The following is an 18434-nucleotide window of genomic DNA, read 5'->3' as shown; positions in this document are numbered from 1 at the left end:
GCCTCCACCACCGACGACTTACTGAGGCACTCCCGACCACGGTGGGCCCCCGACTCCAAAGGAGCTCCTCACCATGACCGTACGTGTCGGCATCAACGGCTTCGGCCGCATCGGCCGCACCTACCTCCGCGCGGCCCTCGACCGAGCGGAGGCGGGCACGCAGGACGTCCGCGTCGTTGCCATCAACGACATCGCCCCGCCCGCCACCCTCGCCCACCTCCTGGAGTACGACTCGACGTTCGGGCACATCGGACGCGAGGTCACGCACGACGACAGCTCGATCACCGTCGACGGCCGACGTATTGCCGTCACCGCCGAACGCGACCCGGCAGCCCTCCATTGGTCCGACTACGGGGCTGGCATCGTCATCGAGTCCACCGGGCGCTTCCGCGACCGCGACTCCGCGGCCCTCCACCTGAAGGCGGGAGCCCACACAGTGCTCCTGTCGGCGCCCGGTAAGGGCGTGGACGCCACCATCGTGATGGGCGTCAACGACGACACCTACGACCGGGACCGCGACCGGATCATCTCGGCCGCCTCCTGCACCACCAACTGCCTCGCGCCGATGGTCAAGGTGCTCGACGAGAACTTCGGCATCGACCGTGGCCTGCTGACCACCGTCCACGGCTACACCAACGACCAGTCCCTGTTGGACGGCCCGCACAAGGACCTGCGCCGCGCCCGCTCGGCGGCACTGAGCATCATCCCGACGAGCACCGGTGCCGCCCGCGCAGTCGGTCTCGTACTGCCGGAGCTGGCCGGTGCGCTGGACGGGATCGCCGTCCGGGTGCCCGTGGAGGACGGCTCGCTCACCGACCTCACGGTGGTGCTGAACTGCGAGGCCACCGCGGACGAGATCAACGCCGGCTTCGCCGCGGCGGCCGAGGGACCGCTGAACGGCATCCTGCGCGTCTCGACGGCGCCCATCGTCTCCCGCGACGTCATCGGAGACCCGGCCTCCTGCGTCTTCGACGCCGCGCTCACCCAGGCCAACGGCACTCTCGTCAAGGTCTTCGGCTGGTACGACAACGAATGGGGCTACACGAACCGGCTGTTGGACCTCACTTCGCTGGTCGCCGACGTCTGATGGACAACGGCCAGGAGTTGTGGGTGGCCGCTGGAACCCGGTCAACGACAACGGCGTAGCACAGGGGTCACACGGGCCAGGTTCAGCCCGTATCCGACGCCGAAGGCGTGCGGCGTGAAGAAGGCGTCGCTGTCGGGATCCCAGAACTCGCGGGCGATCTTCTCCGGTGTGGGCCGCCGGAAGTCGTACGGGAGGCCGAAGATGCGCCCTGTCCATGTGCGCGCCTTTGGGGGTTGGCGCAGTTCCTTCGCCAGGGCTGCAGCGACGACCGCGCCGGCGGCAACGAGCACCACGTTCTTTCGCAGTTGCCTGTTCATGGTCAGACGCTACGCGGCGCCCAGGCCCGAGGCCAAGGCCATGTCGCAGCGCAACCAGGGGCCGACCGGCCCAACGCCCGGCCCCGGACAGCCCCTGGGACTGCCCTGCCGCCCGCTGGATGCTCGAACCATCGAGAAGCCTGGAGGAGATCCCTGATGTCGGACGCCGTGCTCAACCGACCCCCGGTTCACGCCCTGCTCGCGGATGGCACCACCGTGTGCATCCGTCCTGTGACCCCGGCCGACCACGACCAGGTGCAGGGGCTCTACGAGGAGATGTCGCCGGAGAATCTCCGTCTGCGGTTCTTCTCGCTGAGCCCGCAGTCCGCCGCCCTGTCCGCCGACCGGGCCTGCGCCCCGGCGCACCCCGGCTACCGGGCCCTGCTGGCCGAGACGCATGGTCAGGTGATCGGGCTCGCCGAGTACGACACGGCGGGTGAGAAGGACGAGGCCGAGATATCCATCGCCGTCTGCGACGGGTTGCACCACCGGGGAGTGGGCACCCTGCTCGTCGAGCACCTGGTCTCCGCTGCACGGGCCGACGGCATCACCACGTTCACCGCCGACGCGCTCAGCGAGAACCGCGAGATACTTCGGCTGTTCGCCGACCTCGGCCTGCGCACCGCCCGCCATTTCGAGGGTCCCGAGGTGCGCTGCACCATCCGGCTCGACGCGGACGACGCTTATCTGTCGGCCGTGGAGGCCCGGGGCCGGGCCGCCGACGTGGCCAGCCTCGAGCCGCTGCTTTGCCCGAACGTGGTCGCAGTCGTCGGTGCCGGACGCAAACCGGGCTCGGTCGGCCGGGCGATCCTGCACCACCTGAAGGCGGGCGGCTACACCCACCGCCTGTTCGCCGTGAACCCGAGCGTGAACCACATCCTCGGCGTGCCGTCGTACCCGTCCGTGAGCGCGCTGCCCAAGACCCCCGACCTGGTGGTCGTGGCCGTCCCGGCCGCAGTGGTCCCGGTCGCGGCCGAGGAGTGCGGCAAGGCCGGCGTCCGGGCGCTGCTCGTCGTCACCGCCGGCCTCGACGCCGGCCAGGCACGCGCGCTGCTGGCCACCTGCCGCACCCACGACATGCGCCTGGTTGGGCCCAACTGCCTCGGCATCTCCAACACCGACCCCGACCTGCGCCTGGACGCCACCTTCGCCGCCGACCACCCCCGCCCCGGTACCGCAGGCGTCGGCGTGCAGTCCGGCGGGGTCGGCATCGCCCTGCTCGACGGGCTGTCCCGGCTGGGTATCGGCGTCTCGTCCTTCGCCTCCCTCGGCGACAAATTCGACGTCAGCGGCAACGACATGCTCCAGTGGTGGGAGAGCGACGGCCGCACCGAACTCGCCCTCCTGCACCTGGAGTCCTTCGGCAGCCCCCGCGCGTTCTCCCGCACGGCCCGCCGCGTCACCCGCCGCATGCCGGTGCTGACCGTCGACGCGGGCCGTACCGAGGCGGGCCGCCGGGCCGCCGCCTCCCACACCGCGGCCGCCGCCACCCGCACCATGACCCGGCAGGCACTGTTCACCCAGGCTGGCATCACCGCCACCCGCTCCGTCGGCGAACTCCTCGAAACCGCCGCCCTGATGCACTCCCAGCCGCTCCCCGCGGGCACCCGCGTCGCGATCGTCACCAACGCCGGCGGTGCAGGCGTCCTCGCCGCCGACGCCTGCACGGAGGCGGGACTGGCGCTGCCGCCGCTGCCCGCTGACGTCCTCGACGACCTGCTCGCCGTGCTCCCGCAGGGTGCGGCGGTCGGCAACCCCGTCGACGCCACCGCGGCCGTCACGGAAGAACAGCTCGCGGACTGCATGGACCGGCTGACGCACCACCCGGGCATCGACGCCGTCCTGGTGGCCCTCGTACCCACGGCAGTCGCCGCCGCGACCGGTGACGACCTCATCCGGGCACTCACCGACGCCCCCGCGCACAGGGCCAAACCGGTTGCGGCCGTCTGCCTCGAACAGGACCTGCCGGTCAAGCTGCTGCCCGCCGTAGAAGGCGGCACGATCCCCTCGTACGCCGAACCGCAAGCGGCGGCACGGGCGCTGGCTCACGCCGCCCGCCGCGCGGCCTGGCTCTCCCGGCCCGTGGGCACGGTCCCCGCACTCGACGGCATCGACACCACCCGAGCCCAGGAGATCACCGACATCTTCCTGGCAGCGCATCCGGACGGCGCCTGGCTCGACCCGCGCACCTGCGCCGACCTGCTGGCCTGCTACGGCATCCCGCAGATCCCGTGGGAGTGGGCGGAGACCGAGGACGATGCCGTCCTCGCGGCCCAGCGGCTGCGCGGCCCGGACGGCCGGGTGGTGATGAAGGCCCACTGGCCGGGACTGGTCCACAAGAGCGAGCAGCGTGCCGTGCATCTCGACCTGCAAGGCGATGCCCAAGTAAGGTCCGCCTTCCGGGACTTCGAGACCCGGTTCGCGGGGCTGCTCACCGGTGTGGTCGTCCAGCCGCTCGCCGGGCGCGGCACCGAACTGTTCGCGGGCGTCGTCCAGGACGAGGTCTTCGGCCCGCTCGTGCTGTTCGGGCTCGGTGGCACCGCCACCGAGGTTCTCGGCGACCACGCCGCCCGACTGGCCCCGCTCACCGACCACGACGTGCACGACCTGATCACCGCGCCGCGCTGCGCGCCGCTGCTGTTCGGCGCCCGCGGCAACGGGCCGGCCGATCTCGAAGGGCTGGAGCAGCTGCTCCTGCGCCTGTCCCGCATGGCGGCCGACCTGCCGCAGCTCGCCGAGGTCGACTTCAACCCCGTGCTCGCGACCACGGCCGACGTATCCGTGCTCGACGCGCGGGTGCGGCTGGTGCCCCGCGGGCCCCAGGATCCCTATCTGCGCCGACTCCGCTGAGGAGGAACCCGAGATGAAGCACAACAAGATCGGCTCCGTGATGACCACGGACGTCGTCCGCGCCTCCTACGGCACCCCCTTCAAGGAAGTCGCCCGGTTGCTCGCTGACCACGGGATCAGCGGACTGCCGGTCGTGGACGAGGACGAGAAGGTCATCGGCGTCATCTCCGAGACCGACCTGATGGCCCGCCAGGCCGAGACCCCCGACCCGTACGAGCCGAAGCACCGCTCGCTCATCGTGGCGTTGACGCGCGACGGCAGGCGGAGGGCCGCCAAGGCCACGGCCCGCACCGCCGGCCGGCTGATGACCGAACCGCCCGTCACCGTGCGCGCCGAGGACACCATCGTCGAGGCCGCGCGGACCATGGCCCAGCGGCGCGTGGAGCGGCTGCCGGTCGTGGACGACGAGGACCGGCTCGTCGGCATCGTCACCCGCCGGGACCTGCTCCAGGTCTTCCTCCGGCCGGACACGGAGATCCGCGACGAGGTCGTCGAGGAAGTCCTTGGCCGCGCGCTGTGGCTGCCGCCGCAGAGCATCGACGTCTCCGTGGTGGAGGGTGTGGTCACGCTCGCCGGCCACATGGAGCGCAAGAGTGAGACGGAGATCGCCGTCTCCATGACCAAGCAGATCGACGGCGTGGTCGCGGTGGTCGACAACCTCACCTACCGCCTGGACGACAGCCACGTCCAGCCCGCCGAACAGGCCCTGCATGGCGTGGCCGACGACTGGCTGCGCCGCCTGTGAAGGGAGGCGGACTGCCATGACCGGCAGAGTCCTGGTCGCCTACGGCACGACGAACGGATCGACCGCGCAGATCGCCGAAGCCGTCGCCCATGTCCTGTGCAAGGAGGGGCTGACGGCCGAGGCACGGCCTGCGCCATCGGTGGCAAGCATCGAGACATACGACGCTGTGGTGGTCGGGGGCGCGCTGTACGCCGGCCGCTGGCACAAGGACGCGCGCCGCTTCGTCCGCCGCCACCGCCGCGTCCTGGCCGCACGCCCGCTGTGGTTCTTCAGCAGCGGACCGCTGGACGCTTCAGCCTCGGAGCGGAACATCCCGCCCGTGCCCGGCGTCAGGCGCGCCATGGACCGGCTCGGCGTCAGGGAGCACATCACCTTCGGCGGCTCCCTGGAGGAGGGCGCGCGGGGCAGAGTCGCACAGATGATCCTCTGCAACGGCAAGGGCGGCGACTTCCGCGACCTCCCCGCGATCGAGGCATGGGCGGAGCGGCTCGCAGAAGAAATGACGGTTGCTTAGGGCATCACCTCCCTGCCTTGCCGGGCCTGCGCCTCACGGCACGACGGCCACCGGACACCGGGCTTCGCGCAACAAGGCGTGCACGAAGCCCAGGTCCCCGCCAAAGCCGCGTACCACGACCAGGAGTGCGGCGCCCCTCGGCAAGGTGGAGCAACGCATGGGCGGTGTCGAGCAGTACGACGTCCTCAAGCACCGGAACCCGCGGTTACTTCACCGGCCAAGGCCGCAGCGCGTCGGTCAGCAGTGCACTTCATCGTCCTCCCAAGTGGCACGGTCCTCCTCGGGAACACCGAAGGGCAACCCGGCGGCGCAGGAGGGAAGTTCCCAGGCATGTAGGGCGTGCAGCCGTACACCCCGGCCTTGGGCGGCGCCGAAGGCGAAGTCGATGGCCCCCTCCGCCGGGTGACGGGCGTCGATCCCGAGGGCGACCTGTGTGACCCGGCGCGCCGGCGCTGCGACGGGGACGACGACGTCCGGTATGAGGACCCACGGCGCACGCGGAGGCGGCCGTAACGGCGAATGAGGCCTGGCCCATTGCCAGGCCGGTGGTGTCGTCCCCCGCCGCGGACAGGTCGAGCACGAGCATCACCGGGGTCCTCAGATCGTTCGGCGGTGAGCCGCAACGCACCTCGAGCGGCAGGTCGCGCAGCGACGCCTCGTGCGCCGGCCATTCCACGACCGTATGACTACGGCCTGTCCCGTTGGCGCAGGCGTGATGACCCGGCTCGCGACGATCGCCTCCCTGGCACACGAGTGAGCCGCTCTCACGCCTCTCACCGTGCCGAGCGCCCAAGGACCGGCGCAGGGGCCGAACGGACCTGCGAGAGCCCTTGCGGCCCATACCCGACCGGGTCCCCTCAGGAAGACGCTGGCAGTACCGAGCAGAACAAGCGCAGGAGGTGCGCACCATGCTGTCGCCCATCATCGCCGGAGTAGACGGATCGCCGGAGAGTCTCGCCGCCGCCGAGTGGGCCGCCCGCGAGGCCGTGCGTCGTGACCGACCGCTGCGACTGGTGCACGCCTGGAACTGGCATCCCCGCCAGACGGAAGGGGAGCCGGCGAACGTCGCGCAGCGGCATCTGGCGCGCCGCGTCCTGCGGCAGGCGGAGGGGCGTATCCGCAGCGCCGTACCCGGCGTGCGCCTCACCGATGAGCAGGTCGAGGGCCCGGCGACCGCAGCCCTGTTGAAGGCCGCCGAACAGGCCGACCTGCTGGTGCTGGGCTCACACGGTCTGAGTGGTTTCACCGGGCTCCTCGTCGGTTCCGTCGCCCAAGGGGTGCTCGCGAAGGCCATCCGTCCCGTGGTTCTCGTACGGGCAGGGGAGGAGGCGGAGGACGAGCACGTCCCGGCAGACGGCGGTAGCCCGTCCATCCGGACCGGCTACCTCGATGTGGTGCTCGGCATCGACCTCGCTGATGCCTGCGACGAGGTGATCGAGTTCGCGTTCGGGGAAGCCAAGTTGCGGCAGGCCCGGCTGCGGGTCGTGTACGCCTGGCAGCCGCCTTCTGCCATCAGCCTCGGCTCGGGAGACATCGCTCTGGTCAACGATCCCGAGCGGGCCGAGGAGTGGCAGGGATTCCTGTCCGCTGTCCTGAAGGTGTGGCGGGACAAGTACCCCGAGACCGAGGTCCTGGAGACCGTTGTGGAGGGCAAGGCCTCCACCGCGCTGGTCCGGGCCGCCTCCGCGGCGAGCCTCCTCGTCGTCGGCCGCCGCCTGGCCGAGCGGCCGACGGTTCCGCGCATCGGCCCCGTAACCCACGCCGCCGTCCACCACGTCGGCTGCCCGCTGGCCGTCGTGCCCCACGAGTGAGAGACCGGAGAGCGCGATGAGCACACCGACGACGTACGTGTACGCATTCGCTCAAGGCAGCCGGGAGTTGGCCGACCTGCCCGGCGGCAAGGGCGCCGACCTGGCCGAGATGACCCGGCTCGGACTGCCCGTGCCGCCGGGCTTCCCCGTCACCACCGAAGCCTGCAAGGTCTACTCACCACGGGCGAGGAGCCACCCGAACTCGGCATCGAGGAGGCCCTTGCCGGTGGGACCGACGCTGACCTGGACGTCAATCGCGAGCTCCCGCACCAGAAGCGAGCCGAACCCGCCGGGCTCCCTCGGATCTGTGAGCTGTGGCCGCGGGGGCTGGCGGCTGCCGTCGTGCCACGCCGGTCGTGGGCCGACTCGGCGACCAGTACGGCAAGCGCCGGATGTTGATCGCGAGCCTCGCGGGATGATGGTCGGGCGCTGGTCAGCGCGTTCAGGAGCACTCTGCCCCGATGCTCGTCGGCCGTACCCGGCAGGGTTTCGCCATGAGTGCGATGCCCGAGCCCCGGGGTCGGTCGGCGTGTGAACAGGGACATCCGGCCCCTGCCCGCCCCGTTTCCTTAACAAGTTCACTGACGGTTACAGGCGCCGGCCGCATCCCGTCGGCGCTGCGCCGTGCGTACACCGCTGCCCCCTCAGGGGTGGGACCGCTGCACGGCTCTTGACCACAGCCAGCCGCCCGCGACAGCGGGTGGCAGAACGGAGGACGTCATGACCGACGCTCCGCAGCAGTCTCGGGCCTACCTCGTCGGCGGCGGAATCGCCTCGCTGGCGGCCGCCGCCTTCCTGATCCGCGACGGCGGCTTCCCCGGCGAGAACATCCGCATCCTCGAGGAACTCCCGCTTGCAGGCGGCTCGATGGACGGTCGTGGTGAGTCCGACGGATACGTCACCCGCGGCGGCCGCATGCTGGAGGACGAGGCGTACACGTGCCTGTGGAATCTCCTGGAGACCATCCCCACCCTCACCGACGGGACCATGTCGGTGCGCGAGGAGATCCGCGAGTTCAGCGCCAAGTGGCCCACCGACGCCAAGGCCCGCCTCATTGGCAAGGACGCCGAGATCCTCGACGCCTCCGACTACGGCCTCGACACCCGGGACCGCATGGAGCTGACCCGGCTGCTGGTCCTCCCGGAGGCGGTGATCGGGTCGCGCCGGATCGAGGACTTCTTTTCCCCGCACTTCCTCGGGACCAACTTCTGGGCGATGTGGCGCACCACCTTCGCCTTCCAGAACTGGCACAGCGCCATCGAGCTCAGGCGCTACTTCCAGCGTTTCATGCAGGAGTTCCCACGCATGCACACCCTGGCGGGTGTGCGCCGCACGCGGCTCAACCAGTACGACTCGATCATCCGCCCGCTGCAGACCTGGCTGGTGGAGCACGGCGTGCGCTTCGAGCACGGCGTGCGGGTCACCGACGTCGACTTCGTCACCGAGGAGGACGGCACCCGACGGGTGCGCCGCCTCCACCTCGAACGCGCCGAACAGCAGGACGCGTACGACCTCGCGGACACCGACTACGCGTTCCTCACCCTCGGCTCAATGACGGCCGACGCAGCCTACGGCAGTGACGACACCGCTCCCGAGCTGATCCGGGACAAGCGTGACGGCGGATGGCGGCTGTGGGAGACGATCGCTGGCAAGGCGGACGACTACGGCCGCCCGGCCGCCTTCCACGGCAACGTGGACGAGGCGAAGTGGGAGTCGTTCACCTTGACCATGCGCAGCCCCCTGCTCCTGCACCGCATCGAGGAGTTGTCCGGCAACCTTCCCGGTACCGGCGCGCTGATGACGTTCAAGGACTCCAACTGGCTGATGTCCATCGTCGTACCGCACGCACCACACTTCGAGGGACAGCCCGAGGACGTCTACACCCTGTGGGGGTACGGCCTCTTCGTCGACAACGAGGGCGACTTCGTCGGCAAGACGATGGCCGAGGCCACCGGCCGGGAGATCCTCACCGAACTGCTCAACCACCTCGGCCTGTGGGACATCGAGGAGCAGATCGCGGCGACGACGACGGTGATCCCGGTGATGCTGCCGTACATCACCAGCCAGTTCGCCCCGCGCACGGTCCACGACCGACCGCTGGTCATCCCGCGCGGCGCCGTGAACTTCGCTTTCCTCGGCCAGTTCACGGAGATCCCGGAGGACGTCGTCTTCACCGTCGAGTACTCCGTCCGCGGCGCCATGCACGCCGTCTACGGCCTGCTCGGCCTCGACCGCGAGATCCCTGGGATCTACCACGCCCTCTCCGACCCGAAGACGGCCATCGGCGTGCTCAAGGCCGCCCTGGCCTGACCTGTGGTCGGTCCGGCCACAGCCGAGCACACCTCGGCGGTCCAGGTTGCTCCTGTGCTGCCGCAGGTGCCCGTACGAAAAGCCAGGCCCGGTCCACCGAAGGGGCACACCGGGCTGCCCGCTTGTGACGGGCACGCCCTGTCGGGGGGCCGGGCCGAGGGGCCCGGTCCTCCAGGGCGGTTCGGCCCTATTCCGGGTGACGGATACACCGGATGATCGATGTGCCGGTCGGACCCGCACGACGGATCCCGGCTGTGACGGTGAACGCCGTCCCTCTACCTATCCACATCTCAGGCGAGTCCCATGCTTTCGCCCGAGCCGGCCGCTGTCGTTCGTGCCACCCTGCCCGCCGTCGGCGGAGCCCTGGACGAGATCACCACCCGCTTCTACGGCACCATGTTCGCCGAGCAGCCCGATCTGCTGGACGGCCTGCTTTCCACCGCGGCAACCAGGCCGGCGGCGAGCAGCGCCGGGCGCTGGCCGGATCGATCGCGGACTTCGCCCAGGCCCTGCTGGCCGACCCCGACGCGCGGCCGGACGCCCTCCTTGCCCGGATCGCCCACAAGCACGCGGCGCTCGGCGTCACGGAGGACCAGTGCACGATCGTCCACAAGTACCTGTTCCGTGCCATCGGCGACGTACTGGGTGATGCGGTCACGCCGGGGGTGGCCGCGGCCTGGGACGAGGTGTACTGGCTGATGGCCGGTGCGCTGATGACCCAGGAGGCGCGCCTGTACCAGGAGGCCGAGGTCGATCCGCGCAAGCCGTGGCGACAGTGGGCCGTGGTGGAGCGGCGAGAGGAAACCCCGGAGGTAGCGTCCTTCCTGCTGCGCCCGGCCGACGACGGCCCTCTGCCCCAGGCGCGTGCCGGGCAGTACGTCAGCGTCCGGGTGCTCATGCCCGACGGCATCCACCAGACCCGCCAGTAGGCCTGTCCAACGCTCCCTGGCCCGGCCCGTGCTGATCCACGGGGAAGTGGAGCCAGGAGCAGCGAGGCCTCGAGAACCTGCCCCGCCCCGAGAGCCACCTGTCGGCCCCAGCCCGACCGAGCTGCCGGACGCGTCTCCAGCAGCGGCTCAGGGGTTCCCGGTCCGGTGGGACGGCGTGGGAGCTTCGATGTCATCGATGCGGAAGCGCAGCCCGTTCACCACGCCGACCACGCCGTCGAGGCGCCAGACGGCGTGAACGAGCTCCGGTACCTGGCTCCGCGCTTCCACCCGGCCCTCAAGGGTGACGACACCGTCGCGGACACGGACCTGGACGGCGTCGGACGGCAGGTTCAGCGTGGTGACGACGATCTCCTCGGTCACCTGGCGGCGGATGTCGTCGTCCGCGCGCAGGAAGACCCGCAGCAGGTCGCGACGGGTGGCGATGCCGATGAGGCGGTCGGCCTCGTCGACAACCGGCAGCCGCTCGATGCCGCGGCGCTCCATGAGCCGGGCGGCGTCCGGCACGGTCTGCTCGGGGTGCACGGTGACGGCGGGGCTCGACATCACGTCGCCCGCTGTTACGGCGGGCGGCGGAGCAAGGCCGTCCCGGTGTTGTGCCTGGCAGCGCATCAGGTCGCTGCGGGACAGGACGCCGAGGACCTTGTCGTCGGTGTCGACCACCGGCAGTCCGCTGATCCGGTGATGGTCGAGCAGGCGCACGACCTCCTTGAACGGGGTCGTCCGGCGGGCGTGCACGACGTCTGTGGTCATCATCTCGGCGACGACATGAGCGGTCACGGCGCATCTCCTTCACTGGTGCGGGCCGGGCGGGCGGCCTGTGGCGCCTACTTCTGCGGGCCGCCGCGCCACGGGGGCGGCGCGGCCGTCCGGCGGGTGGTGTCGCCTCGGTGGGCGACGCGTTCGGTGGCGGAGCGCAGCCGGTAGTGGAGCCCGTCGGCGAGTTCGCGGGCGCTCGCCTCGTGGACTTGGACGACGACGGGTTCGGTGCCGACCCGGATGTGGATGCGGCCGGACCATGGCGGTTCGGCGTGGTGGGCCGAGGCCCGCTGTACGCGCACCTCACCGCTCACGGGCGGCAGGCCGGGCCGGTCGAGGGCGGCAGCGACCTTCTCGCGCAGGTGGGCCAGGGACTCCTCGTCCACCTCCCCGTCGGCGCGGACCCGCACTGCGGCGGTTGGTCTCACGGGCACCGTTGTGCTCGGCAGTCATGTGCTCCACTCCCTGCGATCGTTCTCTGACATCTCAAGGCTGCTGCGTTCGCCGCTTTCACCCCAGGGGCGACCAGCCCGGGAGGGTGGAGCGGTCGGCCCCGGCCCGAGGGCCGAGCGGCCCGCCCTCGTCACCTGCTGTCGCTGCCCTCGGTCTTCTCCAGCGCCGCCCGGCCTGCCTCCAGTCGCGCCACCGGCACGCGGAACGGCGAGCAGGAGACGTAGTCCAGGCCGGCGGTGTGGAAGAAGTGCACCGAGTCGGGGTCGCCGCCGTGCTCGCCGCACACCCCGATCTTGAGGTCCGGGCGGGTGGCACGGCCCTCGGCGACCGCTACGCCCACCAGGCGGCCGACCCCCTCGCGGTCGAGGGTCTCGAAGGGCGAGGTGGGGAAGACGCCCTTGTCGAGGTATGTGGAGAAGAACTCCGCCTCGACGTCGTCCCGCGAGAAGCCCCAGGTGGTCTGGGTGAGGTCGTTGGTGCCGAAGGAGAAGAACTCGGCCTCCTCCGCGATCCGGCCCGCTGTCAGCGCTGCCCTCGGCAACTCGATCATGGTGCCGACCGGGCAGTCGACGCCGACGCCGGCTGCCCGGGAGACCTCGGCCAGTACCCGCTGCACCTCATCACGCACGAGCCGGAGTTCACGGACGTCCACGACGAGCGGGACCATGATCTCCGCCTTGGGCGTGCCACCGGCCAGCAGGCGCTCGGCCACGGCCTCACCGATCGCCCGGACCTGCATGGCCACCAGGCCGGGAACCACCAGTCCCAGGCGCACACCGCGCAGCCCGAGCATCGGGTTCTCCTCGTGCATGCGGTTCACGGCACTGAGCAGTTCGACGTCGTGCGGGTCCGGCTGCTCTCCGCGGGCCTGGGCGGAGGCGATGCGCACCGCCAGTTCGGTATGGTCGGGCAGGAACTCGTGCAGCGGCGGGTCGAGGAGCCGGATGGTGACGGGCAGACCGTCCATGGCCTCCAGGATGCCGGTGAAGTCCTGCCGCTGAAGGGGCAGGAGCTCTGACAGGGCACGGTCGCGTTCGGCGTCCGTGCCGGCCAGGATCATCTGCTCGACCAGCTTGCGGCGCTCGCCGAGGAACATGTGCTCGGTGCGGCACAGTCCGACACCCTGCGCTCCGAACCGGCGGGCCCGTGCGGCGTCTTCCGGGGTGTCGGCGTTGGCGCGCACCTCCAGACGCCGCACGCTGTCGGCGCGAGCCAGTGCCCGGGCCACCGCGTCGACCACGCCCTCGGCGTCCGCCTCGCCAGAGCCGTCCGCCAGATGCCGGATGACCGCCGAGTCCATCAGCGGTACCGCTCCCGCGTACACCGCTCCGGCGGAGCCGTCCACGGAGACGACGGTGCCTTCCTCGAGCACGGTGCCGTCCGCCGCGGTGAGGTGCCGGGCGTCGGTGTCGACGGCGAGTTCCTCGGCACCGCACACACAGACCTTGCCCATGCCGCGGGCGACGACGGCGGCGTGGCTGGTCTTGCCACCCCGACTGGTGAGGACCGCCTGGGAGGCGATCATGCCGGGCAGGTCGTCGGGGGTGGTCTCCTGGCGGACGAGGACGACCTTCTCGCCGGCGGCGGCGCGCCGTACCGCCTGGGCGGAGTCGAAGACCACGGCCCCGACCGCCGCACCAGGTGAGGCCGGGACACCGTGGGCAAGTGCGGTACGGGTGGCGGAAGTGTCGAACTGCGGGAACATCAGCCGGGCCAGGCCCTCGCCGCTCACCCGCGCCAGCGCCTCGTCCGGGGTGATGAGCCCCTCATCGGCCAGCTGGGCGGCGAGGACGAAGGCGGCCTCGGCGGTGCGTTTGCCGACCCGGGTCTGCAGCATCCACAGCCGGCCGCGCTCGATGGTGAACTCAATGTCGCACAGATCCCGGTAGTGCTCCTCCAGAGTGCGCATGTGGTCAAGCAGTTGTGCGTACGACGTCGGGTCCAGGCGTCCCAGGTCGGCCAGCGGGACGGTGTTGCGGATGCCGGCGACGACGTCCTCGCCCTGGGCGTTCGGCAGGTAGTCGCCGTACAGGCCGGGCCGGCCGGTGGCCGGGTCGCGGGTGAAGGCGACGCCGCTGCCGGAGTCGGAGCTCAGGTTGCCGAAGACCATCGTCTGCACATTGACGGCGGTGCCCAGGTCGTGGGGGATGTGCTCGCGGCGCCGGTAGAGACGGGCGCGCTCGCCGTTCCAGGACTCGAACACGGCCAGGACCGCGCGGCGCAGCTGCTCGGCGGGGGACTGCGGGAAGTGGTCCCCCGTCTCCTGCCGGATGAGGTTCTTGTGGGTCTCGACCAGTTCGGCCAGGTCGGATGCCGTCAGGTGCAGGTCGTCCTTGACGCCGCGCAGGTCCTTGAGGAGGGCGAGGGACCGTTCGAAAAGGGAGGAGTCGACTCTCATGACCGTGCTGCCGAACATCTGGACGAGGCGGCGGTAGGAGTCCCAGGCGAAGCGTTCGCTGCCGGAGACCCTGGCCAGACCGAGGACGGACTCGTCGTTGAGGCCGATGTCGAGAATCGTCTCCATCATGCCGGGCATGGAGAACTTCGCTCCGGAGCGGACGGACAGCAGCAGCGGGTCGTCCGGCTGCCCCAGAACCCGGCCGGCGGACGCTTCGAGCGCCGACAGATGTGCGGAGACCTCATCCCACAGGCCCGCGGGTTCGCTGCCCGTTTCCAGGAAGGCGCGGCACGCCTCGGTGGTGACGGTGAATCCCGGCGGTACGGGGAGCGCGAGGCGGGTCATCTCCGCCAGGTTCGATCCCTTTCCACCGAGGAGACCGGCCATGCCACGGCCCCCCTCGGTGAAGTCGTACACGTAACGGACCATGACGCGGCGCTCCTCAAGCGTTGGGGGCGTGACGTTTCCAGCGTCGGACGGGGGCGGATCCGACGCGAGGTGCCGGCCGTCCCGCGTGAGGGACCGTTGGGCCCGGATGCGCGTTTCACGTTGCGGAGGGACCATCGGTACCCCGCCGGGGCTTTACGGCCCGTGAACCACCAGCGCGGGCGGGACGAGGCTGAACGTCATCCGCATACAGCGATCGGGGAGGGGGGACACGTGATGTCGCACCACATCGTGGAGTGGTCCATGCCTTCCGGCCCGCCCCGGTTCCATCCGTGCCCCTGGTGTCCGCGGCTTCGGAGGGGCCGCCCCCGCCCCGAGGCCACAGCCCCAGGCGCCGGCGGACGAAGAGCGCAGCGTGACCGGGGTGCTGCGCCCTTGGCGCCGGGAGTACCCCAACGTCCCCATGGCCGCGACGGTAGCCGAGGGACGTGGCGCGGTTGTTCTGATACGGGCCGCCCGGGACGCGGGCCTCCTGGTGGTGGGCCGCCGCGGTATCGAACACCAGATCGGCGTGCACGCGGGGCCCGTCACGCACGCCGCCCTGCACCACGTCGGATGCGCTGTTGCTGTGGTTCCGCACGACTGACACCGCCGCGCCACGCAGGGGCCGAAGGTCCCGGCCGGCCGGGACCCAACGGGATCGCCCGATGCCCTGTCCGGCACTCCCCGCCGCGGACCCCCACGACGAGTATCGGCAGTGACGAGACTGTCCGACGAGAGGACCTGTGATGACCGCGACGATGACGACCGGCCCCCTGACCGCTGACACCTGGCGGCAGTTCGCCGGGCGCGGGTGGCGTCAGCGCATCGACGTACGCGACTTCATCCAGGCCAACTACACCCCCTACGAGGGTGACGCCTCCTTCCTGACCGGCCCCACCGACCGCACCCGTGCGGTCTGGGAGAAGGTCAGCGCGCTGTTTCCGGAGGAGCGGCGCAAGGGCATTCTCGATGTCGACGCCGCCACCCCCTCCACCATCACCTCGCACGCCCCCGGCTATATCGACCGCGATCGCGAGCTGATTGTCGGTCTGCAGACCGACGCCCCCCTCAAGCGCTCGATCATGCCCAACGGCGGCCTGCGCATGGTGGAGAACGGGCTGAAGGCGTACGGCTTCGAGCCCGACCCGTTCGTGACGAAGGTGTTCGACACCTACCGCAAGACTCACAACTCGGGTGTCTTCGACGCCTATACCCCCGCCATGCGCGCCGCCCGCAAGGTCGGCATCATCACCGGCCTGCCCGACGCCTACGGCCGAGGCCGGATCATAGGAGACTACCGCCGGGTCGCCCTTTACGGCACCGACCGGCTCACCGAGGCCAAACGCGCCGAGCGCGCCCTGCTGGACACCCGGGCGTCCACCGCCGACGTCGTCCGCGACCGCGAGGAACTCGCCGAGCAGATCCGTGCGCTGGGCGAGTTGGCCGAGATGGCCGCGTCCTACGGATGCGACGTCACTCGGCCTGCGGCCACCGCCCTCGAGGCGGTCCAATGGCTCTACCTCGGCTTCCTGGCCGCGGTGAAGGAGCAGAACGGCGCCGCCATGTCGCTGGGCCGCACCTCCACCTTCCTGGACGTCTATCTCCAGCGGGACCTCGACGAAGGGCTCCTCGACGAGTCCCGCGCCCAGGAGCTGATCGACGACTTCGTCATCAAACTCCGCATCGTGCGTTTCCTACGTACCCCCGAGTACGACGCCCTGTTCTCCGGCGACCCCACCTGGGTCACGGAGTCCATAGGCGGCATCGGCGCCGACGGCCGCCCACTGGTCACCCGCACCTCCTTCCGCTTCCTGCAGACCCTCTACAACCTCGGCCCGGCCCCGGAACCGAACCTCACCGTCCTGTGGTCGCCCCGACTGCCCGCCGGCTTCAAGGAGTTCTGCGCTCAGGTGTCCATCGACACCAGCTCCATCCAGTACGAGTCCGACGACCTGATGCGCCCGCGCACCGGCGACGACACCGCCATCGCCTGCTGCGTCTCCGCCATGGCAGTCGGCAAGCAGATGCAGTTCTTCGGCGCGCGGGTCAACCTCGCCAAGGCGCTGCTCTACGCCGTCAACGGCGGCCGGGACGAGATGACCGGCGACCAGATCACCCCGGAGATGCCCCCGCTGACCGGGGAGTACCTGGACTACGACGAACTGTCGGCCGCCTACGACCGCGTCCTGGACTGGCTGGCCCAGACCTACGTCGACGCACTCAACGTCATCCACTACATGCACGACAAGTACGCCTACGAGCGCATCGAGATGGCTCTCCACGACCACCCCGTGCACCGGTTCATGGCCTGCGGCATCGCTGGCCTGTCCGTCGCCGTGGACAGCCTCTCCGCCGTCAAGCACGCCCGCGTGGAGATCATCCGTGACGCGACCGGACTGGCCGTGGACTTCCACACCGAGGGCGACTTCCCGGCATACGGCAACAACGACGACCGCGCCGACGCCCTCGCCGTCGAACTCGTGGAGTCGTTCATGGCGAAGGTGCGCAGGCACCCCACCTACCGCGACGCTGAGCACACGCAGTCGGTGCTGACCATCACCTCGAACGTGGTGTACGGCAAGCACACCGGCAACACCCCCGACGGCCGCCGCGCCGGACAGCCCTTCGCCCCCGGCGCCAACCCGATGAACGGCCGTGACAGGCACGGTGTGGCCGCCTCCGCCCTCTCGGTGGCGAAACTCCCCTACGAGGCCGCCCGCGACGGCATTTCCCTGACCACCACCATCACCCCGGAAGGGCTCGGTCACGTTCCCGGGGAGCGGGCTGGTCACCTGGTCGGCATCCTCGACGCCTACATGGCTTCGGGCGGTTTCCACATGAACGTCAACGTGCTGGACCGCGCCGTGCTGGAGGACGCCATGGAGCACCCGGAGAAGTACCCGGAGCTGACGATCAGGGTCTCCGGCTACGCCGTGAACTTCGTCCGCCTGACCCGCGAGCAGCAGCTCGACGTGGTCAGCCGCACATTCCACGGATCGCTGTGAGCGTCATGTCCCCGACCATGGCACCGGGATCGGTCACCGGCCGGATCCACTCCTGGGACCTGTCCACCGGCGTGGACGGTCCCGGGACCCGGTTCGTCCTCTTCGTCAGCGGCTGCCCCCTGCGCTGCCTTTACTGCGCCAACCCCGACACCTGGCACCTGCGCGACGGCCGGGAGGCCGCCGTCGACGAGGTGATGGCGGAGATCGACAAGTACCGGGACTTCCTCGTCACGGCCGGCGGGGGAGTGACCCTCACGGGCGGCGAACCCCTGCTCCAGCCGGCCTTCACCGGAGCGGTCCTGCGCCGTTGCAGGGAGGTCGGCCTGCACACCGCTCTCGACACCTCCGGTCTCCTCGGCGCCCGCGCCACCGACGGCCTGCTCGCCGCCACCGACCTGGTGCTGCTGGACATCAAATCCTTCGACGTCACGACCTACCGGAAGCTGACCGGCGGCGCCCTCGCCCCCACCCTGAACTTCGCCACCCGCCTCGAACGGCTGGGCAAGCGCGTGTGGATCAGGTACGTCCTGGTGCCCGGCTGGACCGACGACGAGGACGCCGTCGACGGACTCGCCGGATTTCTCTCCGGCCTCGACTGCGTGGAACGGGTCGACATCCTTCCGTTCCACAAGCTCGGCACTGCCAAGTACGACGCCCTGGGCATCTCCTTCCCCCTGGGTGACACGCCGGTTCCCGACAGGGCGCTGGTGGACCGGGTACGTGGCCAGTTCCGTGAGCGCGGCCTCGTGGCCCACTGATGCAGGCGAAATGGGGGCCGACCGGCCCTGCACCTCGGTCATCCTGGAAAG

Annotated in this window: 13 protein-coding genes and 2 pseudogenes; 11 read left to right on the top strand and 4 right to left on the bottom strand. The window is 70.6% G+C overall.

Annotated features, from left to right (window positions below; genetic code table 11):
* Positions 1–73: 73 nt before the first annotated feature.
* Positions 74–1087 carry a type I glyceraldehyde-3-phosphate dehydrogenase gene (gene gap, locus ACIPK3_RS21730; protein ID WP_402571956.1) on the top strand — a complete coding sequence of 338 codons (1014 nt, stop codon included), beginning with the start codon at positions 74–76 and terminating at the stop codon, positions 1085–1087.
* A 41-nt stretch (positions 1088–1128) separates the two neighbouring features.
* Here the strand turns inward: gap and ACIPK3_RS21725 are convergent, their stop codons facing one another.
* Positions 1129–1404, bottom strand: a complete 276-nt coding sequence (locus ACIPK3_RS21725) for a DUF5808 domain-containing protein (RefSeq protein WP_402571954.1) — start codon at positions 1402–1404, stop codon at positions 1129–1131.
* Positions 1405–1560: 156 nt separating this feature from the next.
* On the opposite strand from ACIPK3_RS21725, the gene ACIPK3_RS21720 reads away from it, so the two are divergent.
* The 7 genes and pseudogenes from ACIPK3_RS21720 to ACIPK3_RS21690 form a co-directional block, all read left to right on the top strand.
* Positions 1561–4254 (top strand): GNAT family N-acetyltransferase, encoded by a 2694-nt coding sequence (locus ACIPK3_RS21720; protein WP_402571952.1) that lies wholly within the window; start codon positions 1561–1563, stop codon positions 4252–4254.
* A gap of 13 nt (positions 4255–4267) precedes the next feature.
* Positions 4268–4999, top strand: coding sequence for a CBS domain-containing protein (locus ACIPK3_RS21715; RefSeq protein WP_402571950.1), 732 nt, complete (start codon positions 4268–4270; stop codon positions 4997–4999).
* Between the two features lie 16 nt (positions 5000–5015).
* Entirely contained in the window at positions 5016–5513 is a 498-nt protein-coding gene (locus tag ACIPK3_RS21710; RefSeq protein WP_402571948.1) for a flavodoxin domain-containing protein, read from the top strand.
* A gap of 908 nt (positions 5514–6421) precedes the next feature.
* Positions 6422–7324, top strand: coding sequence for a universal stress protein (locus ACIPK3_RS21705; RefSeq protein WP_402571946.1), 903 nt, complete (start codon positions 6422–6424; stop codon positions 7322–7324).
* A 16-nt stretch (positions 7325–7340) separates the two neighbouring features.
* Positions 7341–7537, top strand: a pseudogene (locus ACIPK3_RS21700) (PEP/pyruvate-binding domain-containing protein); the annotation flags it as partial.
* Positions 7538–8044: 507 nt separating this feature from the next.
* Entirely contained in the window at positions 8045–9634 is a 1590-nt protein-coding gene (locus ACIPK3_RS21695) for an oleate hydratase (RefSeq protein WP_402571944.1), read from the top strand.
* Positions 9635–9937: 303 nt separating this feature from the next.
* Positions 9938–10560, top strand: a pseudogene (locus ACIPK3_RS21690) (globin domain-containing protein); the annotation flags it as partial.
* A gap of 150 nt (positions 10561–10710) precedes the next feature.
* Here the strand turns inward: ACIPK3_RS21690 and ACIPK3_RS21685 are convergent.
* The 3 genes from ACIPK3_RS21685 to ppdK all read right to left on the bottom strand — a co-directional run bounded on the left by ACIPK3_RS21685 (position 10711) and on the right by ppdK (position 14620).
* Positions 10711–11334 carry a CBS domain-containing protein gene (locus ACIPK3_RS21685; protein ID WP_402572309.1) on the bottom strand — a complete coding sequence of 208 codons (624 nt, stop codon included), beginning with the start codon at positions 11332–11334 and terminating at the stop codon, positions 10711–10713.
* 74 nt (positions 11335–11408) lie between these two features.
* Positions 11409–11768 (bottom strand): hypothetical protein, encoded by a 360-nt coding sequence (locus ACIPK3_RS21680; protein ID WP_402571943.1) that lies wholly within the window; start codon positions 11766–11768, stop codon positions 11409–11411.
* A 155-nt stretch (positions 11769–11923) separates the two neighbouring features.
* Positions 11924–14620, bottom strand: coding sequence for a pyruvate, phosphate dikinase (gene ppdK / locus ACIPK3_RS21675; protein WP_402571942.1), 2697 nt, complete (start codon positions 14618–14620; stop codon positions 11924–11926).
* 373 nt (positions 14621–14993) lie between these two features.
* Here ppdK and ACIPK3_RS21670 point away from each other — a divergent pair, with 373 nt between their 5' ends.
* From ACIPK3_RS21670 to pflA, 3 genes are all read left to right on the top strand, one after another.
* Positions 14994–15224 carry a universal stress protein gene (locus ACIPK3_RS21670; RefSeq protein WP_402571941.1) on the top strand — a complete coding sequence of 77 codons (231 nt, stop codon included), beginning with the start codon at positions 14994–14996 and terminating at the stop codon, positions 15222–15224.
* A gap of 142 nt (positions 15225–15366) precedes the next feature.
* Entirely contained in the window at positions 15367–17625 is a 2259-nt protein-coding gene (pflB, locus tag ACIPK3_RS21665) for a formate C-acetyltransferase (protein WP_402571940.1), read from the top strand.
* 5 nt (positions 17626–17630) lie between these two features.
* A complete protein-coding gene (pflA, locus tag ACIPK3_RS21660; RefSeq protein WP_402571938.1) occupies positions 17631–18383 on the top strand; it encodes a pyruvate formate-lyase-activating protein in 753 nt (250 codons plus the stop codon).
* Positions 18384–18434 lie beyond the last annotated feature (51 nt).

It is taken from the genome of Streptomyces sp. NPDC086787 (genome assembly GCF_044745865.1).
GTDB lineage: Bacteria > Actinomycetota > Actinomycetes > Streptomycetales > Streptomycetaceae > Streptomyces.
Note: the sequence above shows the minus strand (reverse complement) of the source record. Positions and strands in the feature narration are given on the sequence as shown.